Here is a 25,527-nt window from a genome sequence, read left to right as displayed (position 1 = left end):
GGCTCCTCGAGAGAAGCGGGACGCGCCGATTGACGGGATGACTACCTGACGGTCATGAACGTGACGTTCAGAACGTGACGTTCATATGCTCAGTTCATATTCCAAGGCTCGCCGTAGGTGGTGACGCTGTCACCGGTCGAGGCGATCAGGCGGGCGAACGGACGGAGCAACACACCACCGGCCGCACCGGTCACCGTGCCGTGCGCATTGGACACCGCCACGCCACCGGCCGGGCCCTTGACGTCCACCGAGAACGTCGCCACTTCCTGAATACCGGGGCCGTTGCCCAGGTCGGCGCTGATCGACACACCCGGGAACAGGTTCGGGGTGATGACCGAGTTCAGGCCGAAGGGCGGTCCGGTGATGTCACCGTCGTCGATCAGGATGTTGGGGGTGGTGTAGGAGAAGTTGATCCCGACGCCCAGCGACCAAGGGAAACCGATCTGGTAGCCCAGCTCCAAGGTGCCCTCGAACTCATCCGCCCCCGGGCCCTCGACGTGGTACTTCGCCCGGCCGGAATGGAACCACTCACGAGTCAGCCGGTTGCGGTCCAGGGGGAACACGCCGTTGAGGAAGGTGTCCCACTGCTGAACGGTCAAGGTCCGATCCTGGCCGTCGACCAGGCTCAGTTCATTGTCCATACCCGCATGGGAAATGCCCGTGCTCGTAAACAGCGCCGCGATGGCTGCGACCATCACGACCAGCACCCGACTGAATGCCTTCATGTTCTCCCTAGCTATACCGGTGATACGACTCATCCTGCACCAACCAGGGATCCCCACCCCACAGAGATACATGGTCGGCGATCGCAACCCGATTAGGGAGGTCACATCCGATTCTCATGCCTTGCTCAATATTGGCAGGAGGAAATCTAACCGGGCAACACCGGGGCAGCAACGGCGGCAGTTTCCGGCCATCGCGCATACAAATGTTGGTACAATATTTGCTGAGTCTGCAACGAACTCCTTCACACCATTGCTGTCCATCGCCTGTGAACATGGGGCGTCGCGGGCGCCGGCCGAGGATTCACGGACGCCGGGACAGAACCCCGCCATGGCGCCGGAACTGCCATTTCACCATTTCTGCGGAAGGCCTGGCAGTCAATCATCCTGAGCCGAACCATTGCCGTCACGGCCGCCAATGGCGCGGACGCGCCCGCCGGCCACTCCGAGTTTGCGCTTGCTGTGTAAACGGCCGGTTACGCGTCTCCCCCTGCCCGATTAACTGAACCGCCGAAGATCCTCCAGTCGTTCCCGCAGCGGTTATTCCGAATTGTGACCGACATCACATCCAAGGTGGGCGGTGGGGGACATTTTGGCCCGCTCAGCGGTCAACGCCGCCTCGGCGGAGCCGCCTTCACCACCGCGTTGATCCGGTTCCACGCATTGATCGTCACCGCCATGGAGATGACCTGACCCAGCTCGCGTTCGGTGAAGGCCGCCGCCGCACGGGCATAGACCGCATCGGAGACCGGTCCGTGGCTCAGATCGGTGACCACCTCGGTCAGCGCCAACGCCGCCTGCTCCTGCTCGGTGAACAGATTGCCGGCCTCTTCCCAGGCGGCGATCAGAGACAGCCGCTGCTCGGTCTCGCCGTGTTGGCGGGCGTCGTGGGTGTGCATGTCGAGGCAGAAGGCGCAGCGGTTCATCTGAGATGCGCGGATCTTGATCAGCTCGCCGATGGTCGGGTCGAGGTCTTTGGCGGCGGCGTTCGACAGCGTCATCATCGCGTCGTAGAGCTCTGGCGAGGCCTTGTAGATCTTGAGGCGGTCAACGGTGGCGGCGGGCTCGAGTGTCTGTGTCATGCCACCAACGCTATCCGCGAAAGTACTGCCTAGATGGTTCAATATTTGGGTGACTTCATGGGCCAATTTCGGTCGGGATCTACACCTCGAGTTGCACGCGAGGATCGAGCCCGGCAGCCGGACCGCCCGCGAACAGCTGATCACCGCACTTCGAGACGGAATCCGAACCGGCAGCTTGAGCGCCGAGACGCGACTTCCACCGTCACGCACGCTGGCTGCCGATCTCGGTCTGGCCCGCAACACCGTCGCCGAGGCCTACGCCGACTTGGTCGCCGAGGGCTGGCTGGCATCCCGCCAAGGCGCGGGTACCTGGGTCGCGCGGACCACCGCCCCGCCGTCCACACCGCGACCGCGCCGCATCCCCGCCACCCCGCGACACAACCTGATGCCCGGCTCCCCCGATGTGTCGGAGTTCCCACGGTCGGCCTGGATGGCATCGGCCCGCCGGGCCATCACCAACGCGCCCGTCTCGGCGCTGCGCATGGGCGATCCGCGCGGACCGCTGGTGCTGCGCGAGGCACTCACCGAATACCTGGGCCGGGTGCGCGGCGTGCGGACGACACCGGAGTCGGTCGTGATCTGCTCCGGGGTGCGCGACGGCGTCGACCTGATCGGGCGGGTTCTGGGCACCGGGCGCCCCGTCGCGGTGGAGGCCCACGGGCTGTTCATCTTTCGCGACGCGCTCGCAGCGCTGGGCGTGCCGACGGTGCCGATCGGCGTCGACGAGCACGGGGCGGTGATCCGCGATCTGGAGCGCCACGAAACCTCGGCTGTACTACTTACTCCCGCGCATCAGAGCCCGTTCGGCATGGCGCTGCACCCGGCCCGCCGCACCGCGGTCATCGACTGGGCACAACGCACCAACGGATATGTGCTGGACGACGACTACGACGGCGAGTTCCGCTACGACCGCCAACCCGTCGGTGCCCTGCAGTCACTGAACCCCGAACGGGTCGTCTACCTGGGCTCGGCCAGTAAGAGCATGGCGCAGGTGATGCGGGTCGGTTGGCTGGTGCTGCCCGAGGCCTTGGTCGATCCGGTCGTTGCGGCGGCCGGCGGGGCGCAGTATCACGTCGACGCCCTCACTGCGCTGACCCTCGCCGACTTCATCCGCAGCGGCGGCTACGACCGGCACATCCGAAGGATGCGCAACCGCTACCGGCGACGACGCGACGCCCTGGTCACCGCACTGGACGGGTTCGACCTCGACATCGGCGGACTGGCCGCGGGCGTCAACATACTGCTCACGCTGCCCGACGGCACCGAACCGGAGGTGCTGCGCCGGGCCGGCGAAGCCGGGATCGCTTTGTCCGGGCTGTCGATCATGCGTCATCCCCTGGCCGGATCGGACACCCCCGACCCCGACGGGGTCATCGTCGGTTTCGGGGCGCCCGCCGAGCACGCGTTCGGGCCTGCGGTCGAGGCGTTGCGGGGCGTGCTGTCAGCTGCGTTGCGTTAGGCGTCGCTAAGCTGCCCGGGTGGCCGAACCCGTCATGTCCCCGACCCTGGACCTCAAAACGCAGGCGTTCCGGTTCCTCGTCACCGGCGGACTGGCCGCGATCGTGGACTATGGCCTGTACGTCACCCTCCTCAGGCTGTTCGCGACGGTCTGGCACGTCGACGAGGACATCCGGGTCAACGTCGCGAAGACGATCAGCTTCATCGCCGGAACCACCACCGCCTACCTGATCAACCGGCGCTGGACCTTCCAGGCGCCGCCCAGCAGGACCCGGTTCATCGCCGTCTGTGTCCTCTACGCGATTACCTTTGCGGTCCAGGTCGGCATCAACTTCGTGCTTTACGTCCAATTCGAGGGCCAGCCCTGGCAGAAGCCCGTCGCTTTCGTGATCGCCCAGGGCACCGCGACGGTGATCAACTTCATCGTGCAGCGAGCGGTGATCTTCAAACTGCACTGAGGTTGGCATCGCCTCCGCGACAGTGACGCCCGAGTTGCTCTGCGCGCCACTAACAACCCACACGTCACTCTCGGCGTTCAGTCGGCTCCACCGACCGAACTGTCCAGCGCGCCACCGGCTTCGTGGTCCTGGCGTTCATAGACGTCGGCCGCGTTCCGCAATTTGTCCCGCAGATCGGTCAGATCCGTACGCAACCGCTCGGCCTGGGCTTCGACAGTTTCGACGAACTTCCCGAAACCCGGGGTTCCCCCTTGTTTCCACGCCGTCGTCTGTCCCGAAATCCCATCCGCCATCGCCTGGCGACTCGATGACGCCTCATGCGCAACAACGTCCATCTGATCGGCTGAGCGCCGCACCTCTGCCGGAGTAACGCGGAGTTCTGGGCTGGTCATGGTTGACCTGTGCTTCCAGTCATCCCGGTATCTGGCGGCGTGGTGCCCGCTGGGACGGACGTGGCAGTAGCGGATCGGCGGCACGCTATGTCAGCCGTGATCAACGACGCCTCAGCCGACCCGAACACGAGGGTCCGTCCGTCATCACTAGTTATCCGAACATCATGGTTACTAGTGGAATTCGCCATCGTCGTTACCTCAGTCAGCCCCGCCGCAGCTGCAACCCCCTGGACTGCGGGCAAGACCAGATCCCACTCTGCGTCTGTGAAAGAAATACCGGAGTGCAACTTTGCAAAATGCAGCGATACCCCCTTGTGTCCGGTCTTCTGCTGGGTGCACCCTGATCTGGATTCCTCGAAAACCCAATTCCAGGGTTCACTCGACGGAACCAGCCGAGTCACCTCAGACCGGACGCGTTCAATCAGCGTGAGCATCTGCGCGCGGGTCTGTTCGATATCGGGCAAATCTGCAATATCAGCCACAGGAACGTCCTCATTGAGAATCGGCGAGTCGGGCTGGCCATCACTTCCGCCAGCGCACCCGCACACCGTGAGAAGAACCGCTGCAACAGCAGCAGCACACTTGACCCGTACTGAACCAAATATGGTCATCGCACCAACCTGTCCTCTCCATTTCTGGTCGGGACATCGGCCAGGTCCGCGGCGATCACCGCCAAGTTGTATGCCGGTGTCCGCAAGACCTTTTCGCCGCCGGGTAGCTCAACCGGCCGCGGGTAGTCGGCGTGGGTAGCGGCCCCCTGCCGAGATACCCCGTCGGGGGTAACAGTGGTATCCGCCGACAACTGCTCGAGCGGCGAGGTCAACGGATTGGGACCGAGCGCACCGAAGTCGCCGAGCGACGGAAGTGGTATCCCATTCCACTTGGGATCACCGGAAACTGGATCCTCGGGAGCCGACATCACGAACGCGTGGCCGTCGGCGAGGTACATATCCAATTCGTCGCGGATAGGGATCGGGTTCAGCGGCGGCGGATGGTTCAGATCGACATCCGGCATGTTTGCGTACCCGAGTCCGGGCGAACCGTAGAACGCGGCATCGTCCACGACTCCGGCTTCACCCAACTCGTTCAGGGCCTGGGCCGTTGTCAATGACCCGTATGAATGACCGAACGCTGACAAATGCACATCGGAGCCGTGTTCGTTCGTTGCGTTGATGCCACGATAGAAGTCTGCGAGATCGGGGGCCGCCTCGTTGGCGCGGCGGTCAAAGCCCGCCTCCAGTACCGAAATGTCGTCCTTGGCTGGCGGCTCGTAGCCCAACCAAGCAATCGTTGCTACATCCTCACCAACCTTGTCCGCGCGAACCAATTGATTCTGGATCTCCGAGCGGAGCGCGTCAGCTTCACTCACCATTCCCGGAATGCTGGTTGGGGTCGTCCCCACACCTGGCGTGGTCACTGCGACGTGCTCAGCCGTGTCCGGATTGCCCACAGCGATCACTGCACGCGGTTCCCGTCCCTCCGGGAATTCCAGCGATATCAAGTACTTGTTCGGGTCGTATTTCCCGTCGACAGTCAATGCCTCTTTCATCGCCTTCGCGTTGTCGAGGCGATCGGTGCGCTCTTTGACCGTTTGGTTGTATTCGGCCTCCTTCAATCGCGATCCCGGGCCATACCCGCCGTGTTCGCGAATGTATTCGTCGAGAGTCGGAAGGGCGTCCACATCTCGCTGCGCCTCGGCCAGTTCCCGTTCTAATGCGGGGATGTTCGCCTTGCTGCGATCAGGAATCGGCACACCGTCCCGCGTGCCGATCCAGTCGGGATGCTCCGCGACAACCTTGTCCTGCTCTTCTTTCGACAGCGCGTTCCACCAGGCAGTGACATCTCGCGGAACGACCTCGTGACCTTCGGGTGGATACGGCGCTGACAGCCCTGATTGCTCCCGGCCCATCTCCTGGGCCGATGCGAAGTCGCCGGCACCGCGTGCAGTGACGTCACCGTTTTCGATGTGTCCGAACACCTCGGCGCAGTCGGCATCGATGTCCTCCGCCTGATGGATCAGCGCTTTCGCCCGAGCCTCGATGTTCTCGGCGGTTATCTTGAGTTCCTCCTGCTGTTCAGGCGTGCCATGGACGGTCACCTCCCCGTTGTCTGCCAGGTGGAGCAGACCGCCCTCGGCGGCAACACCGGCGCGAATGGCATCGAGTTCGGTGTGCAGCTTCCCGACGGCCAGTTCGGTTTCCTCCGCAAGCTGCGCGACCGCACCGATCACTGCGGCATCGTCGAGGACGTCCCCCTTGGCACTCCCGATGCGGCCCCGCGCCGCATCAGCGGCCGGCGATGCCCACCCTGGCAGGCGTGAGATCAGATCCAGATCGGTCGCGACACCCTCAATCGTGGTCAGCTCATCCCGGAGCTCAAACGCGATGGACTGCAATGCCCCGACACTCCATGAGTCAATATCACTGAGCCGCATATCAGGCCCCCCGACCACCTGTTTTGGACATTCTAACTGGAAGTTTGCTGTGAAATGTGCAGGACCTGGGCGCCCAACGAAGCCGAGCCGTGACTACTGCCGGGTACGCTTCTCTGCGATGTCGACTACTGACTTGCCGACCACTCCCAAGCGCCTGACGGGCTGGGGCCGGACCGCACCGACCGTGGCACAGGTGCTTTCTACCAGCGATCCCGAGGTCATCGTCAAGGCCGTGACCAGGGCCGCCGAGGAGAAGGGCCGGGGCGTGATTGCCCGCGGACTGGGCCGCTCCTACGGTGACAACGCGCAGAACGGCGGCGGGCTGGTCATCGACATGTCGTCGCTGAACCAGATCCATTCGATCGACCCGGGCGCCGGGCTGGTCGATGTGGACGGCGGGGTGAACCTCGACCAGCTGATGCGGGCCGCACTGCCCCACGGACTGTGGGTTCCGGTGCTACCGGGCACCCGGCAGGTGACCATCGGCGGCGCCATCGGCTGTGACATCCACGGCAAGAACCACCACAGCGCAGGCAGTTTCGGCAACCACGTGCGCTCGATGGACCTGCTGACCGCCAACGGCGAGATCCGCAAGCTCACGCCGGACGGTCCCGACGCCGAATTGTTCTGGGCCACCGTCGGCGGAAACGGCCTGACCGGCATCGTCCTGCGGGCCACCATCGAGATGACCCCCACGGAGACGGCCTATTTCATCGCTGACGGCGATGTCACCCACGGCCTCGACGAGACCATCGAGTTCCACAGCGACGGCACCGAGGACAACTACACCTATTCGTCGGCCTGGTTCGACGCGATGAGCGCCCCGCCCAAGCTGGGTCGCGCGGTGATCTCCCGCGGCTCGCTGGCCAAACTCGACCAACTGCCCGCCAGCCTGCAGCGCGACCCGCTGAAATTCGATGCACCGCAGTACTTCACCGCGCCGGACGTCTTCCCCAACGGCCTGGGCAACAAGTTGATCTTCGGCGCGATGACCGAGGTGTGGTACCGGATGGGCAAGTCCTACCGGGGCAAGGCCCAGAATCTGACGCAGTTCTACCACCCTCTGGACATGGTCGGGGAGTGGAACCGGGCCTACGGCTCCGGGGGATTCACCCAGTACCAGTTCGTGGTGCCCACCGAGGCCGTCGACGAGTTCAAGCGCATCATGATCGACATCCAGCGCTCCGGGCACTACTCGTTCCTCAACGTGTTCAAGCTGTTCGGCCCGGGCAACCAGGCGCCGCTGAGCTTCCCGATCCCCGGCTGGAACGTCTGCGTCGACTTCCAGATCAAGCCCGGCCTGAGCGAGTTCCTCACCGAACTCGACCGGCGCGTAATGGAATTCGGCGGTCGGCTCTATACCGCCAAGGATTCGCGGACCACCGCGAGCGCCTTCCACGCCATGTACCCCCGCATCGAAGAGTGGCTGGCGGTACGCCGCAAGGTCGATCCCGACGGCTTGTTCGTCTCGGACATGGCGCGCCGGCTGGAGCTCGTCTAACCCTCACCGTTTCCCCCGAATTTGACGAGAATTTTATTCTTGACTAATTCCAGAAAAGGGGACAGACTCGGTCCCGTGGCGACAACCGCGGACTTCCAGCAGATGCTGCGAAGCGCCGACTTGCGTGTGACCCGCCCCCGCGTGGCGGTATTGCACGCGGTCCACACGCATCCGCACGCCGACACCGACACCGTCATCCGGTCGGTGCGCAAGGACCTGCCCGATGTCTCCCACCAGGCGGTTTACGACTCGCTGCATGCGCTGACCGCAGCCGCACTGGTACGGCGCATCCAACCATCCGGTTCGGTCGCCCGATACGAATCCCGCATCGGCGACAACCACCACCACGTCGTGTGCCGATCATGCGGCGCCATCGCAGACGTGGACTGCGCGGCCGGGTCCGCCCCATGCCTCAATGCATCTGACGACCACGGTTTCGAGATCGACGAAGCCGAGGTCATCTATTGGGGCACCTGCCCCGAATGTTCCACCGCCCCAACTAAATAACCCTAACCCGCCAGCCCCGGAAAGGATTTGTCATGGCCGACGCCAAAACTCACCCCCCGATTGGTGAGGCACAAACCGAACCCGCCGAAAGCGGTTGCCCGATGCAGATCAAGCCTCCCGTCGAGGGCGGCAGCAACCGCGATTGGTGGCCCAACGCGGTCAACCTGAAGATCCTGCAGAAGAATCCCCCCGCCATCGACCCCAATGACGAGGGCTTCGACTACCGCAAGGCCGTCCAGACCATCGACACCGATGAGCTGGCCCGCGACTTCGACGCGCTGCTGACCGATTCACAGGACTGGTGGCCCGCCGACTTCGGCCACTACGGCCCGCTGTTCGTCCGGATGACCTGGCACGCCGCCGGCACCTACCGGGTCGAGGACGGCCGAGGTGGCGCCGGACGCGGTATGCAACGCTTCGCCCCGTTGAACAGCTGGCCCGACAACGTCAGCCTGGACAAGGCCCGCCGTCTGCTGTGGCCGCTGAAGAAGAAGTACGGCAAGAAGCTGTCCTGGTCCGACCTGATCGCCTACGCAGGTAACCGGGCCATGGAGCAGATGGGCTTCAAGACCGCGGGCTTCGCCTTCGGTCGCGCCGACTTCTGGGAGCCCGAAGAGGACATCTACTGGGGCTCCGAGCACGAGTGGCTCGGTTCGCAGGACCGGTACGCCGGTTCCGGTGACCGCACCAAGCTGGAGAACCCGCTGGCCGCCAGCCACATGGGTCTGATCTACGTCAATCCCGAAGGCCCCGAAGGCAACCCGGACTATATGGCGGCAGCCATCGACATCCGCGAGACGTTCGGCCGGATGGCGATGAACGACATCGAGACCGCCGCTCTGATCGTCGGTGGCCACACCTTCGGCAAGACCCACGGCGCCACCGACATCGAGAACGGACCGGAGCCCGAGGCCGCCCCGCTGCAGGACATGGGCCTGGGCTGGGACAACCCTGGCCGCGGCAACGAGACCGTCAGCAGCGGTATCGAGGTCACCTGGACCCACACCCCCACCAAGTGGGACAACTCGTTCCTGGAGATCCTGTACAGCAACGAGTGGGAGCTGTTCAAGAGCCCCGCCGGTGCCAACCAGTGGCGACCCAAGGACAACGGCTGGGCCAACTCGGTGCCGATGGCGCAGGGCAGCGGCAAGACCCACCCGGCGATGTTGACCACCGACCTGTCCCTGCGGTTCGACCCGATCTACGGAGAGATCACCCGCCGTTGGCTGGATCACCCGGAGGAGCTGGCCGAGGAGTACGCCAAGGCCTGGTTCAAGCTGATCCACCGCGACATGGGTCCGGTGGCCCGCTACCTCGGACCACTGGTGCCCAAGCAGACCTGGCTGTGGCAGGACATCATCCCGGCCGGTAAGGCACTGAGCGAGGCCGACGTCGCCACGCTCAAGGCAGCCATCGCCGACTCGGGCCTGACCGTCCAGCAGCTGGTGGACACCGCGTGGAAGGCGGCGGCCTCGTACCGCTCCAGCGACATGCGTGGCGGCGCCAACGGTGGCCGAATCCGCCTGCAGCCTCAGCTCGGCTGGGAGGTCAACGAGCCCGACGAGCTGGCCCAGGTGATCCGCAAGCTCGAGGAGATCCAGGCCGGATCCGACACCGGGGTGTCGTTTGCCGACCTGGTGGTTCTCGGCGGTGTGGTCGGTGTCGAAAAGGCCATCAAGGACGCCGGTCTCGACGTCGCGGTGCCATTCACCTCAGGCCGTGGCGACGCAACCCAGGACCAGACCGACGTCGAGTCGTTCGCCTACCTGGAGCCCAAGGGTGACGGTTTCCGCAACTTCGCCGGCAAGGGCGACAGCCTGCCGGCCGAGTACCGGTTGATCGACCGGGCCAACCTGCTGGGTGTGTCAGGCCCCGAGCTGGCCGTGCTGATCGGCGGCCTGCGCGTGCTCGGCGCCAACCACGGTGGTTCGGACCTCGGTGTTCTGACGAACCGCAAGGGTCAGTTGACCAACGACTACTTCGTCAACCTGACCGACATGGGCATCAAGTGGGCACCGTCGCCCGCCGATGACGGCACCTATGTCGGGTCCGACCGGGCCAGCGGTGCACAGAAGTACACCGCCAGCCGCGTCGACCTGCTGTTCGGCTCGAACTCGCAGCTGCGGGCACTGGCCGAGGTCTACGCCGAGGACGATTCCAAGGAGAAGTTCGTCAAGGACTTCGTCGCGGCCTGGACCAAGGTGATGGACAACGACCGGTTCGATCTGGCCTGATCTGGTCGATAGGTAACGCAACACCCCGCGGGCCTGAGGCTCGCGGGGTGTTGTTGTCTCACTGTCCTTTTGCCCGCATGGCGCGATAGGCCGCCTTGCCGAAGACTTCGGCCACAAGCTCCGAGTCGCCGTCGGCTTCACCCTCTTCGGCGAGCATCTTCCGGACCGCCGCTTCACAGATCGCCAGGAACACCTCGACCAAAATGGGCAGCGCGACCTCGACATCGGCGACCTGCCACCGTTGCAGCAGCGGGCGCAACGCCGTGGCGAGTTGGCCCCGGAGGCGCTCACGGCCGCCGGCGATGGCCGCGGTCAGCACCGGGTCGGGATCGGCGGCGAAGATGATGCGCCAAGAGGCCGGCCGCTCGCGCACCGTGCTGTGCAGCGCGTGGAACCCGTCGACGAACAGTTGCTCGATGGAGCCGGTGCGCTTCGGCGGCAACAGTTCGAGCAGGCTCGACAGCACCACGTTGGTTTCCCGATCCAACAGTGCGGCAAGCACTTCCCCGCGACCGGGGTAGCACGCGTAGACCACCGGCCTGGTCACGCCCAGACGGCGCGCGATGGTTCCCATCGTCACGTCGGCCAGGCCCTGGTGCGCGGCGATGTCCAACGCTACGTCGAGTACCTGGGGCCGACGCCGGTCCGGGCCCAGGTGTTCGGCGCGACCCCGGTTGGCGAGTGCAGCTTCGTTCATCTCCCTTCACTCATATCAGGGAGACATCCGCGATGATCAACACGGGCCAGGCGACGATCTCGCCCAACAGCGAGAACAGCTTGTCGAGGCCCGTGAGTCCAACGATGTGATCGCTGTGGGTAAGCGCCCAGACCATGCCGATCACGAAGTACGGGGCCCCCACCACGATCGCGAGGTAGACGAGTTGGCGGATGCTCAGCCGGTGATCGAGAAGGTTCTTGATCACGAGTTATCCGATCCCACCGAGAATGGCCTGGGATTCCAGGATGCCCTCGTCACTCGGTACGAGACCCTCACCGAACACCCGGACCTGCTGGCGCTCGCGCAACTCGAAGTGCGCCTGGCTCGGCGCGTCGTAGCCGTAGCGACGCTGAGCCTCACGCGGCGTCGTCGTGACGGGGTTCTTCGGCGGGACCGACAGCAGGACCCGCGCGCCGATCGGCAGAGTCGCCGGCGAGAGCAACCGCAGCAGAATCAACTCGAGCCGCTTACTCATCGCGATCACGGTGAATGAGGCGCTCAGCGGCGGCACCACCAACGCATCGAGAATCCGGGATGTACTGAGACCGGCCATCTTTCGCATCCAGCGCGGCATCGTCGCCAGGGTGCCGCGGCGCAGGAACGCGGTGACGACGGTGGTGCCCGGGCGCAGCAACAGCGGCATCTTGGGCAGCATCACCTCCGCACCGAGCAGGTGGTGCATGGCCTGGCGGGCGATGTCCGAGCCGATCAGCTGGGGCCGCATCTGCTCGAAGTACTCCCGGACGCCCTCGCGGGTCAGTGGGACGTCAGAGGGATCGCAGGTCTGAAGTTCGGCGGCGATCGCGCATTCCCGCCAGTACTGCAACTCCTCCTCGGGCGGGAGCGGGCCCGGACCGTACTTCTCATAGGCCACCAGGATGGAATGCCACGCGGTCAGGTGGATCCACAACTGCGAACCGGGATCGTTGGCGTCGTAGGTCTTTCCGGTGACCGGGTCGGTGCCGATGGCCTTCGAGTGGATCTTGACCAGGACATCGGCGGCCTTGGTGGTCGAACGACTGTCGTCGAACGCCACCATCGCGAAGTACCGCAGCGTCCGGTCATACCGGGTGCGCGGCCGCGAGTAGATCTCATGGGTCTTGTCGACCGCCGCGACGAGGGCCGGGTCGAGTTCCTCGATGACGACGGCGCGCTGGAACCCGATCGACAGCGAGGTGGGATAGCTCCACACCTTCCAGGTCACCGAATCGGGCCCGAAGAATCCGTAGTCCTCCCCGGGTTCGGTCGCGGGCAACGTCAGCCAGTCACGGATCGCCATATTCTCCCCAATTCCTACACGGTGTAGAAAAAAGCTACGTCGTGTAGGAAAAAGGGTCAAGACCCTGCGCTCGGATTTTCGAAAGAAACCGCACGGTACCCTCGTCACGATGTCCCCGAGGCTTGGAGCTGCGCTAGATGGTGTTCGACGCCGTAGGTAACCCCCAGACGATTCTGCTGCTCGGCGGCACCTCAGAGATCGGGCTGGCGATCTGTGAGCGCTATCTGCGCGACGCGTCGGCCCGCATAGTGCTGGCCGCCCTGCCCGGCGATCCGGGCCGCGACGACGCGGTAGCCCAGCTGCGCAACGCCGGCGCCAGCGCAGTCGAGGTCATCGACTTCGACGCCCTCGACACCGCCAGTCACCCCGACGTGATCGACAAGGCGTTCGCCTCCGGTGACGTGGATGTCGCAATCGTCGCGTTCGGTCTGCTCGGCGACCCCGAAGAACTGTGGCAGAACCAGCGCAAGGCCGTGCAGATCGCCGAAATCAATTACACCGCAGCCGTTTCGGTCGGTGTCCTGGTCGGTGAGAAGATGCGGGCGCAGGGCTACGGCCAGATCATCGCGATGAGCTCGGCCGCCGGTGAACGGGTGCGCCGGTCCAATTTCGTCTACGGCTCCACCAAGGCCGGACTCGACGGGTTCTACCTCGGCCTCGGTGAGGCACTGCGCGAATACGGCCCGCGGGTGCTGGTGATCCGGCCCGGTCAGGTCCGCACCCGGATGAGCGCCCACGTCAAGGAAGCCCCGCTGACCGTCGACAAGGAATACGTCGCCAATCTGGCCGTCACCGCGTCGGCCAAGGGCAAAGAGCTGGTCTGGGCGCCCGGCGCGTTCCGCTACGTGATGATGGTTCTGCGGCACGTCCCGCGGTCCATCTTCCGCAAGCTTCCCATCTAATGCAGGCCGGACTGGTCAGTCCGGCCAGGGTGGCCGGACAGATGGTGATCGCCCTGATGCTCGCCTCGGCCGTGGCCGGGGTGTCTATCGCGGCGATTGCCCAGGTCCAGTGGCCGGCCTACAACACGTCCAACCAGCTACACGCGCTCACCACGGTGGGCCAGGTCGGCGCGCTGGCCGGAATCTTCGCCGCCGGCCTGATCTGGCGCCGCGGCCGGCGCACCCTGGCCCGGCTGACCGGGCTGATCTTCCTGTCCGCGTTCTCGGTGGTGACCCTGGCGATGCCGCTGGGCGCGACCAAGTTGTACCTGTTCGGGGTATCGGTCGACCAGCAGTTCCGCACCGAATACCTCACCCGGCTGGCCGATGCCCCCGGCCTGCACGACATGACCTACTTCGGGCTGCCGCCCTACTACCCGGCCGGCTGGTTCTGGATGGGCGGGCGCATCGCCGCGGCCACCGGCACCCCGGCCTGGGAGATGTTCAAGCCGTGGTCGATCGTCTCGATCACCATCGCCGTCGCACTGGCATTCGTGTTGTGGGCGACCATGATTCGCTTCGAACATGCGCTGATCGTGACCACCGCGAGCACCGCCACCATGCTGGCCTACTCCTCCACCGAGCCGTATGCCGCGATCATCACCGTGCTGCTGCCGCCGGTGTTCGTGCTGGCCTGGTCCGGTTTGAGGGGCCGCACACGCAACGGCGGCTGGGCCGCCGTCATCGCCGTCGGGATCTTCGTCGGATTCGCCGCACTGCTCTACACACTGCTGTTCCTCTACTGCGCATTCACGCTGGCCATCATGGGGCTGGTGCTGGCCGTAGCGCGCCGGAGCATCGATCCCCTGCTGCGGGGCATCGTCATCGCGGTGATCGCCGGCGCAATCGCCCTGCTCACCTGGGCCCCCTACCTCCTGGCCTCCCTACGTGGCGAACCTGCCGAGAAGGGCACCGCCCAGCACTACCTGCCCGACGCCGGTGCTCAGCTGACCTTCCCGATGCTGAGCTTCACGCTGCTCGGCGCGCTGTGCATGCTCGGCACGCTGTGGCTGGTGGTCCGGGCCCGAACCTCGACGCGCGCCGGCGCCCTGGCCATCGCGGTCCTCGCGGTCTACGCCTGGTCACTGCTGTCGATGCTGACCACGCTGGTCGGCACCACGCTGCTGTCGTTCCGGCTCCAGCCGGCGCTGACCGTGCTGCTCACCACCGCAGGCGCGTTCGGCTTCATCGAGGCCACCCAGGCGATCGCGCGGCGCTACCAACCGGACACCGCGCGGCGAGTTACCGCCGCTGCCGCTGCCGTCGGCGCGATCGGCGCCATCACCTTCAGCCAGGACATCCCGGACGTACTGCGCCCCGACATCAACGTGGCCTACACCGACACCGACGGCACCGGTCAGCGAGCAGACCGCCGCCCCCCGGGGGCCGAGCGCTACTACCGCGAGATCGACGCCAAGATCGCCGAGATCACCGGGGTGCCGCGGAACCAGACCGTGGTGCTGACCGCCGACTACAGCTTCCTCTCGTACTACCCGTACTACGGGTTCCAGGGGCTGACTTCGCACTACGCCAACCCGCTGGCCGAATTCGACAAGCGCGCCAAGGCCATCGAGGGCTGGGCCACGCTGTCCAAGCCCGACCAGTTCGTGAAGGCGCTGGACGAGATGCCCTGGAAAGCGCCGACCGTGTTCCTCATGCGTCACGGCGCAAACGACACCTACACACTGCGCCTGGCCTCCGACGTCTACCCCAACCAACCGAACGTGCGCCGCTACCACGTGGCGCTCGACGCGGCACTGTTCGAGGATCCTCGTTTCGAGGTGACCGACATCGGCCCGTTTGTCCTGGTGATCAGAAAGCCCACTCCCGATGGCCATTAGTCCCGGCGCTGACACGCCGATAGCATCAGAGCCCGTGACGGGACCGCGGGGAACCGCCGGCAGCAACCATCGGACGGTGCGGCTCATCGCGATCGTCGCCGGTTTGCTCGGCGTATTGATGGCAGTGGCAACACCACTGCTTCCGGTCAAGCAGACCACCGCCCAGCTGAACTGGCCGCAGGACGGCACGTGGCAGAGCATCAACGCACCGCTGATCGGGTATGTCGCCACCGACCTGACCATCACCGTGCCCTGCCAGGCCGCCGCCGGGCTGGCCGGGCCCGACAACCGGAGTCGGACGGTCCTTTTATCCACCGTGCCCAAGCAGGCCCCCAAGGCCATCGACCGTGGCCTGCTGATCGAACGGGTCAACAACGACCTGCTGGTCATCGTGCGCAACACCCCGGTGGTCAGCGCACCACTGACTGCGGTGCTCAGCCCGGCCTGCCAATCCCTGACGTTCACCGCGCAGGCCGACAAGGTGACCGGTGAATTCGTCGGGCTCACCCAAGGCGATGCCAGCGCCACCGCCGACCACCCCGACGCGCCGCTACGCGGTGAGCGGGGCGGCTATGACTTCCGCCCGCAGATCGTCGGCGTCTTCACCGACCTGTCCGGCCCGGCACCCGAGGGCCTGAAGTTCTCGGCCACCATCGACTCCCGCTACAGCACTGCCCCGACGCTGCTCAAGCTGCTCGCGATGATCATCGGGGTCGCGATGACCGTCATCGCACTGGGCGCCCTGCACCGTCTCGACACCGCCGACGGTGTCCGGCACCGGCGCTTCCTCCCACCCCGCTGGTGGTCGATGACCCCGTTGGACGGGCTGGTCACCGCGGTCCTGGTGTGGTGGCACTTCGTCGGGGCCAACACCTCTGACGACGGTTACATCCTGACCATGGCCCGGGTGTCCGAGCACGCCGGCTACATGTCCAACTACTACCGCTGGTTCGGCACCCCCGAGGCGCCGTTCGGCTGGTACTACGACCTCCTGGCGCTGTGGGCGCACGTCTCCACCAACAGCGTCTGGATGCGACTGCCCACCCTGGTCATGGCGCTCGCCTGCTGGTGGGTGATCAGCCGTGAAGTGCTGCCGCGACTCGGCCGAGCCGTCAAGACCAACCGTGCGGCGGCCTGGACCGCGGCGGGCATGTTCCTGGCATTCTGGCTGCCGCTCAACAACGGCCTGCGCCCCGAACCGATCATCGCCCTCGGCATGCTGCTGACCTGGTGTTCGGTGGAACGCGGGGTGGCCACCAACCGCATGCTGCCGGTCGCCGTCGCGATCATCATCGGCGCGTTGACCCTGTTCTCCGGGCCTACCGGCATCGCCGCCGTCGGCGCCCTGCTGGTTGCCGTAGGACCGCTGAAAACCATTGTCGCCCGGCATACCTCACGCTTCGGGTACATGGCCCTGCTGGCCCCGATCCTGGCCGCGTGCACCGTGACGATCATCCTGATCTTCCGCGACCAGACACTGGCCGCCGAGATCCAGGCCAGCAGCTTCAAATCCACCGTCGGGCCCAGCCTGGCCTGGTTCGACGAGCACATCCGCTATTCACGGCTGTTCACCTCGAGCCCGGACGGCTCGGTGGCGCGCCGATTCGCGGTACTGACCCTGCTGGTGGCATTGGCGGTGTCGGTCGCGATGACGCTGCGTAAGGGTCGTATCCCCGGCACTGCGGCCGGCCCGAGTCGACGCATCATCGGCATCACGATCATCTCGTTCCTGGCGATGATGTTCACCCCCACCAAGTGGACCCATCACTTCGGCGTGTTCGCCGGGCTGGCCGGATCCCTCGGTGCCCTGGCCGCAGTCGCGGTCACCGCCGCGGCCATGAAGTCGCGGCGTAACCGATCGATGTTCGCCGCGCTGGTGCTGTTCGTGGTGGCACTGTCGTTCGCGACGGTCAACGGCTGGTGGTACGTCGCCAACTTCGGCGTGCCCTGGTCGAACTCATTCCCCGAATGGCACTTCGGATTCACCACCATTCTCTTGGGCTTGTCGGTGCTGACCCTGCTGTTGGCGGCCTGGTTCCACTTCAGCGGCCGCGACCAGTCCCCGGACGGACCTCAGCGCCGTTGGCAGCGGATCGTGCAGGCACCGCTGGCCATCGCCGCCTGGGTGCTGGTGATGTTCGAGGTGGTGTCACTGACCCTGGCGATGACCGATCAGTACCCAGCCTGGTCCGTCGGGCGCTCCAACCTGGAGGCGCTCGCCGGTAAGACCTGCGGACTGGCCAGCGACGTGATGGTCGAGGAGAACGCCAACGCCGGCCTGCTGGCACCGATCAGCGAGCCGCCCGGCCAGGCGCTCGGCGCGGTCACCTCACAGGGGTTCAGTCCGAACGGCATCCCCTCGGACGTCTCGGCGGACCCGGTGATGGAACAGCCCGGCTCGGGCAACTTCGCCGACACCGACTCGGGCACCGTGACCGGCAGCGAGGTGGGCACCGAGGGTGGCACCACCGCGGCCGCCGGGGTCAACGGATCCCGTGCCCGGCTCCCCTACGGGCTCGACCCGGCCACCACGCCGGTGCTCGGCAGCTGGCGGGCCGGCACCCAAGCGCCCGCGATCATGCGCTCGGCCTGGTACCGACTGCCCGATCGCGACACGGCCGGCCCGCTGCTGGTCGTCTCGGCCGCAGGCCGCTTCGATCCGGGCGAGGTCGTGGTGCAGTGGGCCACCGATGCACAAGCCGTCGAGAACAAGCCCGGCGGCGGCATCGGATTCGCCGATGTGGGTGCCGCCCCGGCCTGGCGCAACCTGCGGGCCCCGATGGCCGCGATCCCGCGCGAAGCCACCCAGATCCGGTTGGTCGCCTCCGACGACGACCTCGCCCCGCAGCACTGGATCGCGGTGACCCCGCCGCGCATTCCGCAACTACGCACCCTGCAGGACGTGGTCGGCTCCCAGGACCCGGTACTGCTGGACTGGCTGGTAGGCCTGGCATTCCCGTGCCAGCGGCCGTTCGGCCATCAGTACGGCGTCACCGAGGTGCCCAAGTGGCGGATCCTGCCCGACCGCTTCGGCGCCGAGGCCAACTCGCCGGTGATGGACTACCTGGGCGGCGGCCCGCTGGGCATCTCCGAACTGCTGGTGCGGCCGTCGAGCGTGCCGACGTACCTCAAGGACGACTGGTTCCGGGACTGGGGGTCGTTGCAACGGCTCACACCGTGGTACCCGGACGCCACCGCGGCCCGCCTGGACCTGGGCACCGCGATCCGCAGCGGATGGTGGAGCCCGGCGCCGCTGCGGCACAGCTAGGAAGCACTACGCGGCGAATCGCAGTCACCATCAAGCAGTAATCCGCCGCACAAGCGCCTACGAGGTCCTGCGCCGTCTCAGTGAGGCTGCTTGATTAGAAGTTCGCACACACATCACCAAAAGGGCGACGGATAACCGGACCTCACATACGGGTCGCATAACATCGAGCCTCGTGCCTTCCGATGAACCAACCGACCGAGTTGTGGGCATCGCACGCCTGATCGCCATCGTCGCGGGCATCGCGGGTGTGGTGCTGTGCGCGCTGGTGCCGCTGCTACCCGTCAAACAGACCACCGCGACCATCCTGTGGCCGCAGGGCACCGATGCCGCGGGCAACGTCACTTCGGTGACGGCCCCGCTGGTGTCGGGCGCCCCGCAGTCCCTCGATGTGTCCATTCCGTGCTCGGCGATCACCACGCTGCCCGCCGAGGGCGGCCTGGTGTTCTCCACCATCCCCTCCGACGGGATCGACGCCAGCCGAAACGGGCTGTTCGTCCGGGCCAACGCCGAGACCGTGGTGGTGGCATTCCGTGACTCGGTGGCCGCCGTCGCGCCCCGCGCCGCGATCAACGCCGGCAACTGCAGCGCGCTGCACCTGTGGGCCAACCTCGGCGGTGTGGGCGCGGACTTCGTCGGCATCCCCGGCGCCACCGGCACCGCGGCCGTGGAGAAGAAGCCTCAGGTGGCCGGCCTGTTCACCGACCTGAAGATGGCACCGCAGCCCGGGCTGAGCGCCCGCGTCGACATCGACACCCGGTTCATCACCTCCCCGACCGCACTGAAACTGCTGGTGATGGCGCTCGGGGTGCTGTGCGTGGTGGCGTCGATCGTGGCGCTGGCCGTGCTGGACCGCCGGAGTGGGCACCGCGTTCGCAGCGCCTGGCGACGGTTCGTCAAGGTTCCGGTCGGTACCTGGATCGCCGACATCGGCGTCATCGGCGGCCTGCTGCTGTGGCACGTCATCGGCGCCATCTCGTCGGATGACGGCTACAACCTGACCATCGCCCGAGTCTCGGCCGACGCCGGATACACCGCCAACTACTTCCGCTACTTCGGCACCACCGAGGCCCCGTTCGACTGGTACCAGTCGGTGCTGGCCCACTTCGCGACGATCAGCACGGCCGGCGTGTGGATGCGCGTACCCGCCACCCTGGCCGGCATCGGCACCTGGCTGCTGCTCAGCCGCTGGGTGCTTCCCCGGCTCGGCCGGCGCGTCGCGCTCAACCGCGTCACCATGTGGACCGCGGGCGCGGTGTTCCTCGCCGCCTGGATGCCGTTCAACAACGGCCTGCGCCCCGAACCGCTGATCGCCTTCGGCGTCCTCGCGGTGTGGGCGCTCATCGAGTACACCATCGCCACGCACCGACTGTGGTCGACCTGCCTGGCGATCATCGTCGCGGCGTTCAGCGTGACCCTGGCCCCGCAGGGCCTCATCGCGCTGGCCCCGCTGCTGGTCGGCGCACGCACCGTCATCAGGATCATCAAGGCCCGACGCATCGCCCTGCCCGCACTGGCCGCACTCGCTGGGTCGGCGGCACTGATCTTCGTCGTGGTGTTCCGCGACCAGACCCTGGCCAGCGTTGCTGAATCGGCCCGCATCAAATACACCGTCGGCCCGACCATCTCGTGGTACCAGGAATTCCTGCGCTACTACTTCCTGACCGTCGAAGATTCCGTCGACAGCTCCTTGACCCGGCGGTTCGCGGTCCTGGCCATGATGCTGTGCCTGTTCGGCATGATCGCCGTCCTGCTGCGCAAGGGCGTGGTGCCCGGCCTGGCCAGCGGCCCGGTCTGGCGACTGATCGGCACCACCGCCGTCGGCCTGCTGCTCCTTCACTTCACCCCGACCAAGTGGGCCGTGCAGTTCGGTGCGTTCGCCGGGCTGGCAGCCGCGCTCGGGGCGGTGACGGCATTCGCCTTCGCCCGGGTGGGTCTGCACAGCCGACGCAACCTCGCCCTCTACGTCACCGCGCTGCTGTTCGTGCTCGCCTGGGCCACCTCCGGCACCAATGGCTGGTTCTACGTCGGCAACTACGGCGTGCCCTGGTTCGACCGCCAGCCGGTCATCGCCGGATTCCCGGTGACCACCATTTTCCTGGCGCTGGCGATCATCACCGCGATGCTGGCCGGCTGGCTGCACTTTCGGATCGACTACGCCGGGCACACCGAGGTGGCCGACACCCGGCGCAACCGGGCGCTGGCATCGACCCCGCTGCTGGTGGTCGCGACCATCATGGTGGTGCTCGAAGTCGGCTCGATGGCCAAGGGTTTCGTCCAGCGCTACCCCGTCTACACCACCGCCAAGGCCAACGTCTCAGCGCTGACCTCGGGGCTGTCGTCGGACAGTTGCGCCATGGCCGACGACGTCCTCGTCGAGGCAGACACCAACGCGGGCATGCTGCAACCGGTCGAAGGCCAGACCTACGGCCAGTACGGGCCGCTGGGCGGCGAGAACCCAGTCGGGTTCACCCCCAACGGGATCAGCGACACCCTGGAGCCGCCGAAACCCGTCGTCGCCAACCCCGGCACGGTGAACTCCGACGGCTCACCCAACAAACCCAACGTCGGCATCGCCTACGCCGCGGGCACCGGCGGTGGCTACGGACCCGTCGGCGTCAACGGATCCCGCGTCTACCTGCCGTTCGGCCTGGACCCGGCGCGTACCCCAGTGATGGGCAGCTACAAGGAGAACGGGCTCGCCGCCAAGGCCACCTCGGCCTGGTACCAACTGCCGCCCCGCACCGCGGACCGGCCACTGGTGACCGTCGCAGCCGCCGGCGCCATCTGGTACTACGACGAGGAACACGAGTTCCACTACGGCCAGTCGCTGAAACTGCAGTGGGGCGTGCACCGTCCCGACGGCAGCTTCCAGGCCCTCGACGCCGTCCAGCCGATCGACGTGTTCGCCCAATACGCCTGGCGCAACCTGCGTTTCCCGTTGGCCTGGGCACCGCCGGAGGCCAACGTGGCCCGGATCGTCGCCGACGATCCGAACCTGTCCGACGACCAGTGGTTCGGCTTCACCCCGCCGCGGGTGCCGACCCTGCAGACCGCACAGGATTTCCTCGGCGCGCAGACCCCGGTGCTGATGGACATCGCGACCGCCGCGAATTTCCCCTGCCAGCGCCCATTCTCCGAACATCTCGGTGTCGCCGAGTTGCCGGAGTACCGCATCCTTCCCAACGTCAAGCAAGTGGTGGTGTCGTCGAACATGTGGCAGTCCGCCCAAAAGGGTGGTCCCTTCCTCTTCATCCAGGCCCTGCTGCGCACGTCGACCATTCCGACGTATCTGCGTGACGACTGGTACCGGGACTGGGGCTCGATCGAGAAATATGACCCGGTGGTACCGGCCGGCCAGGCACCCGTCGCCACGATTGATCAAGGAACCCAACGAGTGTTCGGCTTCAGCCGGCCCGGGCCGATCCGGGCCCTGCCATGAGCACCACGGTGCGCGAACATAGCGCTGACAAGGGCGTTCAGGTGACCCGCTGGGTCGCGATGATCGCCGGGCTCATCGGCTTCCTGTGTGCAGTGGCCACACCGCTGCTGCCGGTGGTGCAGACCACCGCCACCCTGAACTGGCCTCAGGCCGGCCAGTTGGGCAGCGTCACAGCGCCTTTGATCACTCAGACCCCGGTCACCATGTCGGTGACGGTGCCGTGTGAGGTGCTCCGCTCGGTCCCGCCCGAGGGCGCGATGGTGCTGGGCACCGCGCCCAAGGAGGGCAGGCAGGCCGCGCTCAACGCGTTGTTCGTCAACGTCAACGCCAAGCGCGTCGACATCACCGACCGCAACGTGGTGATCGCCAGTGTGGCCCGGGAAAAGGTGAACTCGCCTGCCTGTGAACGCATCGAGATCACCTCGTCGGAGGCCGGAACCTTCGCGACCTTCGTCGGGCTCACCGACAAGGACGGCAAGGAGCTGCGCACCGGCTTCCCCGACCCGAACCTGCGTCCCCAGATCGTCGGTGTCTTCACCGAGCTGAGCGGAGCTGCACCGCAGGGACTTTCCCTGTCCGCCACGATCGATACCCGCTTCACGTCCAAGCCCACCACGCTCAAACTGGTGGCGATGCTGCTCGGGATCGCCGGCACCGTGGTCGCGCTGCTGGCCCTGTGGCGCCTCGACCGGCTCGACGGTCGGCGCATGCACCACCTGATCCCCTCACGCTGGCGCACGTTCAGTGCCGTCGACGTGGCGGTGATCGGCGGGTTCCTGAGCTGGCACGTGATCGGCGCAAACTCGTCCGACGACGGCTACATCCTGCAGATGGCGCGGGTGGCCGACCACGCCGGCTACATGTCGAACTACTTCCGCTGGTTCGGCAGCCCCGAGGACCCCTTCGGTTGGTTCTACAACCTGCTGGCCCTGATGACCCATGTCAGCGACGCCAGTATCTGGATGCGACTGCCCGACCTGATCTGCGCGCTGATCTGCTGGCTGTTGCTGTCCCGCGAGGTGCTGCCGCGTCTCGGACCGGCCGTGATCGCCTCCAAGCCGGCCTTGTGGGCCGCGGGCCTGGTGCTGATGGCGGCCTGGATGCCGTTCAACAACGGCCTGCGCCCCGAAGGACAGATCGCCACCGGCGCACTGATCACCTACGTGCTGATCGAGCGGGCCATCATCTCCGGACGCCTGACCCCGGCCGCCATGGCGATCATCACGGCGGCATTTACCTTGGGTATCCAGCCGACCGGTCTGATCGCCGTTGCCGCACTGCTCGCCGGCGGCCGTCCACTCCTGCGCATCCTGGTGCGCCGCCGTCGCGTCCTGGGCGTGTGGCCGCTGGTGCTGCCACTGCTGGCCGCGGGCACGGTGATCCTGACCGTGGTGTTCGCCGACCAGACGCTGGCAACAGTGCTGGAGGCGACCAGGATTCGCACCGCGATCGGTCCGAGCCAGGAGTGGTACACCGAGAACCTGCGCTACTACTACCTGATCCTGCCCACCGTGGACGGCTCACTGTCGCGCCGGTTCGGCTTCATCATCACCGCGCTGAGCCTGTTCACCTCGCTGTTCATCATGTTGCGGCGCAAGCGGGCTCCCGGTGTGGCCCGCGGACCGGTCTGGCGACTGATGGGCATCATCTTCGCCACCATGTTCTGCCTGATGTTCACCCCCACCAAGTGGGTGCACCACTTCGGCCTGTTCGCCGCCGTGGGCGCGGCGATGGCGGCGGTGGTCACGGTGCTGGCCGGCCCGGCGATCCTGCGTTCGGCACGTAACCGCATGGCGTTCACCGCGGCCGTGCTGTTCGTGCTGGCGCTGTGCTTCGCCACCACCAACGGCTGGTGGTACGTGTCCAGCTACGGGGTGCCGTTCAACAACGACAAGCCCAACATCGGCGGAGTCACGTTGAGCGCCATCTTCTTTGCGCTGTTCGCCATCGCTGCGCTGTGGGCGTACTGGCTGCACCTGAGACCGTCGGCCGAGGGCCGGCTGGCACGGGCGCTGACCACCGCACCGGTGCCGCTGGCAGCCGGGTTCATGGTCGTGGTGTTCATCGGTTCGATGCTCTACGGCGTAGTGCGCCAGGACGGCACCTACTCCAACGCGTCCTCGAACCTGCGGGCATTGGCCGGCGGCTGCGGCCTGGCCGACGATGTGCTGGTCGAACCCGACACCAACGACGGATTCCTGACCCCCGTGCCGGGTGAATACGGTCCGCTGGGGCCGCTGGGCGGGACCGCAACCACCGGGTTCACCCCGGACGGCGTGCCGGATCACATTGTCGCCGAAGCGATTCGGATCACCGTGCCGATGCCGGGTATCGACGCCGACTGGAATGCCGACGCCGAGCTGAAGACCCCGGGCATCAACGGGTCAACCGTGCCGCTGCCCTACGGGCTCGATCCGGCCCGGGTGCCGCTGGCCGGCAGCTACGTCGAGGGCCCGGCCCAGCAGGTCAGCAAGCTGGCCTCGGCCTGGTATCAGCTGCCCGCCCCCGACGCCGCCCACCCGCTGGTCGTCGTCACCGCGGCCGGAACCATCACCGGCAACAGCATTTTCAACGGCCTCACCGAGGGCCAGGCAGTCGAGCTCGAATACGGCCGCCCTGGTCCCGACGGCGCCGCAGTACCGGCCGGACGGGTCGTGCCCTACGACCTGGGGCCTAACCCTTCCTGGCGCAACCTGCGCTTCGACCGCAGTGAGATCCCCGCCGACGCGACGTTCGTCCGGGTCATCGCCGAGGACGAGTCGTTGTCCCTCGGGGACTGGATCGCGGTGACCCCGCCCCGGGTTCCCGAGGTCAAGACCGTGCAGGAGCACATCGGCTCACAGCAGCCGGTTCTGATGGACTGGGCTGTGGGCCTGGCCTTCCCGTGCCAGCAGCCGATGCTGCACGCCAACGGTGTCACCGAGGTGCCGAAGTTCCGGATCACCCCGGATTACAACGCCAAGATGAAGGACACCGACACCTGGGAGGACGGCATCAACGGCGGCCTGCTGGGCATCAGCGATCTGCTGCTGCGCCAGCACGTGATGGCCACTTACCTGAACAAGGACTGGGGCCGGGACTGGGGCTCGCTGCGCAAGTTCGACACCATCGTCGACGCGGTTCCGGCTGAGGTCGAACTCGGGACGGCGACGCATTCCGGGCTCTACAAGCCGGGCCGGATCCGCATCAAGCCGTAACCCGGCTTGTTGGCGGGACGCCGAGTGGCCAGTTGTGACACGCGTACAGCGAAAAA

General features: G+C 66.3%; 18 protein-coding genes. 10 read left to right on the top strand and 8 right to left on the bottom strand.

The window, feature by feature from the left end; genetic code table 11:
- Positions 1 to 89 precede the first annotated feature (89 nt).
- The gene (locus tag JOF57_RS26935; RefSeq protein ID WP_209922229.1) at positions 90 to 725 is read right to left on the bottom strand and encodes a porin MspA; all 636 of its coding nucleotides are present in this window, start codon (positions 723 to 725) and stop codon (positions 90 to 92) included.
- A gap of 605 nt (positions 726 to 1,330) precedes the next feature.
- Positions 1,331 to 1,804, bottom strand: coding sequence for a carboxymuconolactone decarboxylase family protein (locus tag JOF57_RS26930; protein ID WP_209922227.1), 474 nt, complete (start codon positions 1,802 to 1,804; stop codon positions 1,331 to 1,333).
- A 49-nt stretch (positions 1,805 to 1,853) separates the two neighbouring features.
- Between JOF57_RS26930 and pdxR the strand changes: the two genes are divergently transcribed.
- Together pdxR and JOF57_RS26920 are read left to right on the top strand one after the other, a co-directional pair.
- Complete coding sequence (gene pdxR / locus JOF57_RS26925) at positions 1,854 to 3,263, top strand: MocR-like pyridoxine biosynthesis transcription factor PdxR (protein WP_209922225.1); 1,410 nt, start codon at positions 1,854 to 1,856, stop codon at positions 3,261 to 3,263.
- A gap of 34 nt (positions 3,264 to 3,297) precedes the next feature.
- Positions 3,298 to 3,720 (top strand): GtrA family protein, encoded by a 423-nt coding sequence (locus JOF57_RS26920; RefSeq protein ID WP_209923771.1) that lies wholly within the window; start codon positions 3,298 to 3,300, stop codon positions 3,718 to 3,720.
- Between the two features lie 77 nt (positions 3,721 to 3,797).
- Here JOF57_RS26920 and JOF57_RS26915 read toward each other — a convergent pair whose 3' ends face one another.
- The 3 genes from JOF57_RS26915 to JOF57_RS26905 are packed head-to-tail and all read right to left on the bottom strand — an operon-like array spanning position 3,798 to position 6,342.
- Positions 3,798 to 4,112 carry an ESX-1 secretion-associated protein gene (locus JOF57_RS26915; RefSeq protein WP_209922223.1) on the bottom strand — a complete coding sequence of 105 codons (315 nt, stop codon included), beginning with the start codon at positions 4,110 to 4,112 and terminating at the stop codon, positions 3,798 to 3,800.
- Positions 4,109 to 4,723 (bottom strand): LppA family lipoprotein, encoded by a 615-nt coding sequence (locus JOF57_RS26910; RefSeq protein ID WP_273544755.1) that lies wholly within the window; start codon positions 4,721 to 4,723, stop codon positions 4,109 to 4,111. Before JOF57_RS26910 ends, JOF57_RS26915 begins: the two co-directional genes overlap by 4 nt.
- Entirely contained in the window at positions 4,720 to 6,342 is a 1,623-nt protein-coding gene (locus JOF57_RS26905) for an alpha/beta hydrolase (RefSeq protein ID WP_307870110.1), read from the bottom strand. Before JOF57_RS26905 ends, JOF57_RS26910 begins: the two co-directional genes overlap by 4 nt.
- Before the next feature lie 322 nt (positions 6,343 to 6,664).
- Here JOF57_RS26905 and JOF57_RS26900 point away from each other — a divergent pair, with 322 nt between their 5' ends.
- The 3 genes from JOF57_RS26900 (at position 6,665) to katG (ending at position 10,788) form a co-directional block, all read left to right on the top strand.
- Entirely contained in the window at positions 6,665 to 8,047 is a 1,383-nt protein-coding gene (locus JOF57_RS26900; RefSeq protein WP_209922218.1) for a decaprenylphosphoryl-beta-D-ribose oxidase, read from the top strand.
- Positions 8,048 to 8,149: 102 nt separating this feature from the next.
- Entirely contained in the window at positions 8,150 to 8,554 is a 405-nt protein-coding gene (locus tag JOF57_RS26895; RefSeq protein ID WP_234938996.1) for a Fur family transcriptional regulator, read from the top strand.
- A 32-nt stretch (positions 8,555 to 8,586) separates the two neighbouring features.
- Positions 8,587 to 10,788, top strand: a complete 2,202-nt coding sequence (katG, locus tag JOF57_RS26890; RefSeq protein WP_209922214.1) for a catalase/peroxidase HPI — start codon at positions 8,587 to 8,589, stop codon at positions 10,786 to 10,788.
- 58 nt (positions 10,789 to 10,846) lie between these two features.
- On the opposite strand, the gene JOF57_RS26885 is transcribed toward katG, so the two are convergent.
- Genes JOF57_RS26885 through JOF57_RS26875 form a run of 3 tightly spaced genes read right to left on the bottom strand, consistent with a single transcriptional unit; the run spans position 10,847 to position 12,785 of the window.
- Positions 10,847 to 11,485: a TetR/AcrR family transcriptional regulator gene (locus JOF57_RS26885; protein WP_209922212.1), complete on the bottom strand. Its 639-nt coding sequence runs from the start codon at positions 11,483 to 11,485 to the stop codon at positions 10,847 to 10,849.
- A 10-nt stretch (positions 11,486 to 11,495) separates the two neighbouring features.
- On the bottom strand, positions 11,496 to 11,711 hold the full coding sequence (locus JOF57_RS26880; protein WP_307870109.1) for a hypothetical protein: 216 nt from the start codon (positions 11,709 to 11,711) through the stop codon (positions 11,496 to 11,498).
- 3 nt (positions 11,712 to 11,714) lie between these two features.
- On the bottom strand, positions 11,715 to 12,785 hold the full coding sequence (locus JOF57_RS26875) for an oxygenase MpaB family protein (protein WP_209922210.1): 1,071 nt from the start codon (positions 12,783 to 12,785) through the stop codon (positions 11,715 to 11,717).
- A 137-nt stretch (positions 12,786 to 12,922) separates the two neighbouring features.
- Between JOF57_RS26875 and JOF57_RS26870 the strand changes: the two genes are divergently transcribed.
- The 5 genes from JOF57_RS26870 to JOF57_RS26850 all read left to right on the top strand — a co-directional run bounded on the left by JOF57_RS26870 (position 12,923) and on the right by JOF57_RS26850 (position 25,471).
- A complete protein-coding gene (locus JOF57_RS26870) occupies positions 12,923 to 13,687 on the top strand; it encodes a decaprenylphospho-beta-D-erythro-pentofuranosid-2-ulose 2-reductase (RefSeq protein ID WP_209922208.1) in 765 nt (254 codons plus the stop codon).
- Positions 13,687 to 15,567 carry a galactan 5-O-arabinofuranosyltransferase gene (locus tag JOF57_RS26865; RefSeq protein ID WP_209922206.1) on the top strand — a complete coding sequence of 627 codons (1,881 nt, stop codon included), beginning with the start codon at positions 13,687 to 13,689 and terminating at the stop codon, positions 15,565 to 15,567. Before JOF57_RS26870 ends, JOF57_RS26865 begins: the two co-directional genes overlap by 1 nt.
- The gene (locus tag JOF57_RS26860; RefSeq protein ID WP_407666611.1) at positions 15,557 to 18,835 is read left to right on the top strand and encodes an arabinosyltransferase domain-containing protein; all 3,279 of its coding nucleotides are present in this window, start codon (positions 15,557 to 15,559) and stop codon (positions 18,833 to 18,835) included. Before JOF57_RS26865 ends, JOF57_RS26860 begins: the two co-directional genes overlap by 11 nt.
- A gap of 172 nt (positions 18,836 to 19,007) precedes the next feature.
- The gene (locus tag JOF57_RS26855) at positions 19,008 to 22,274 is read left to right on the top strand and encodes an arabinosyltransferase domain-containing protein (protein WP_307870108.1); all 3,267 of its coding nucleotides are present in this window, start codon (positions 19,008 to 19,010) and stop codon (positions 22,272 to 22,274) included.
- Positions 22,271 to 25,471 (top strand): arabinosyltransferase domain-containing protein, encoded by a 3,201-nt coding sequence (locus tag JOF57_RS26850; RefSeq protein ID WP_209922203.1) that lies wholly within the window; start codon positions 22,271 to 22,273, stop codon positions 25,469 to 25,471. Before JOF57_RS26855 ends, JOF57_RS26850 begins: the two co-directional genes overlap by 4 nt.
- Positions 25,472 to 25,527: the final 56 nt, after the last annotated feature.

This window comes from Mycolicibacterium lutetiense (assembly GCF_017876775.1).
Lineage (GTDB): Bacteria > Actinomycetota > Actinomycetes > Mycobacteriales > Mycobacteriaceae > Mycobacterium > Mycobacterium lutetiense.
Note: the sequence above shows the minus strand (reverse complement) of the source record. Positions and strands in the feature narration are given on the sequence as shown.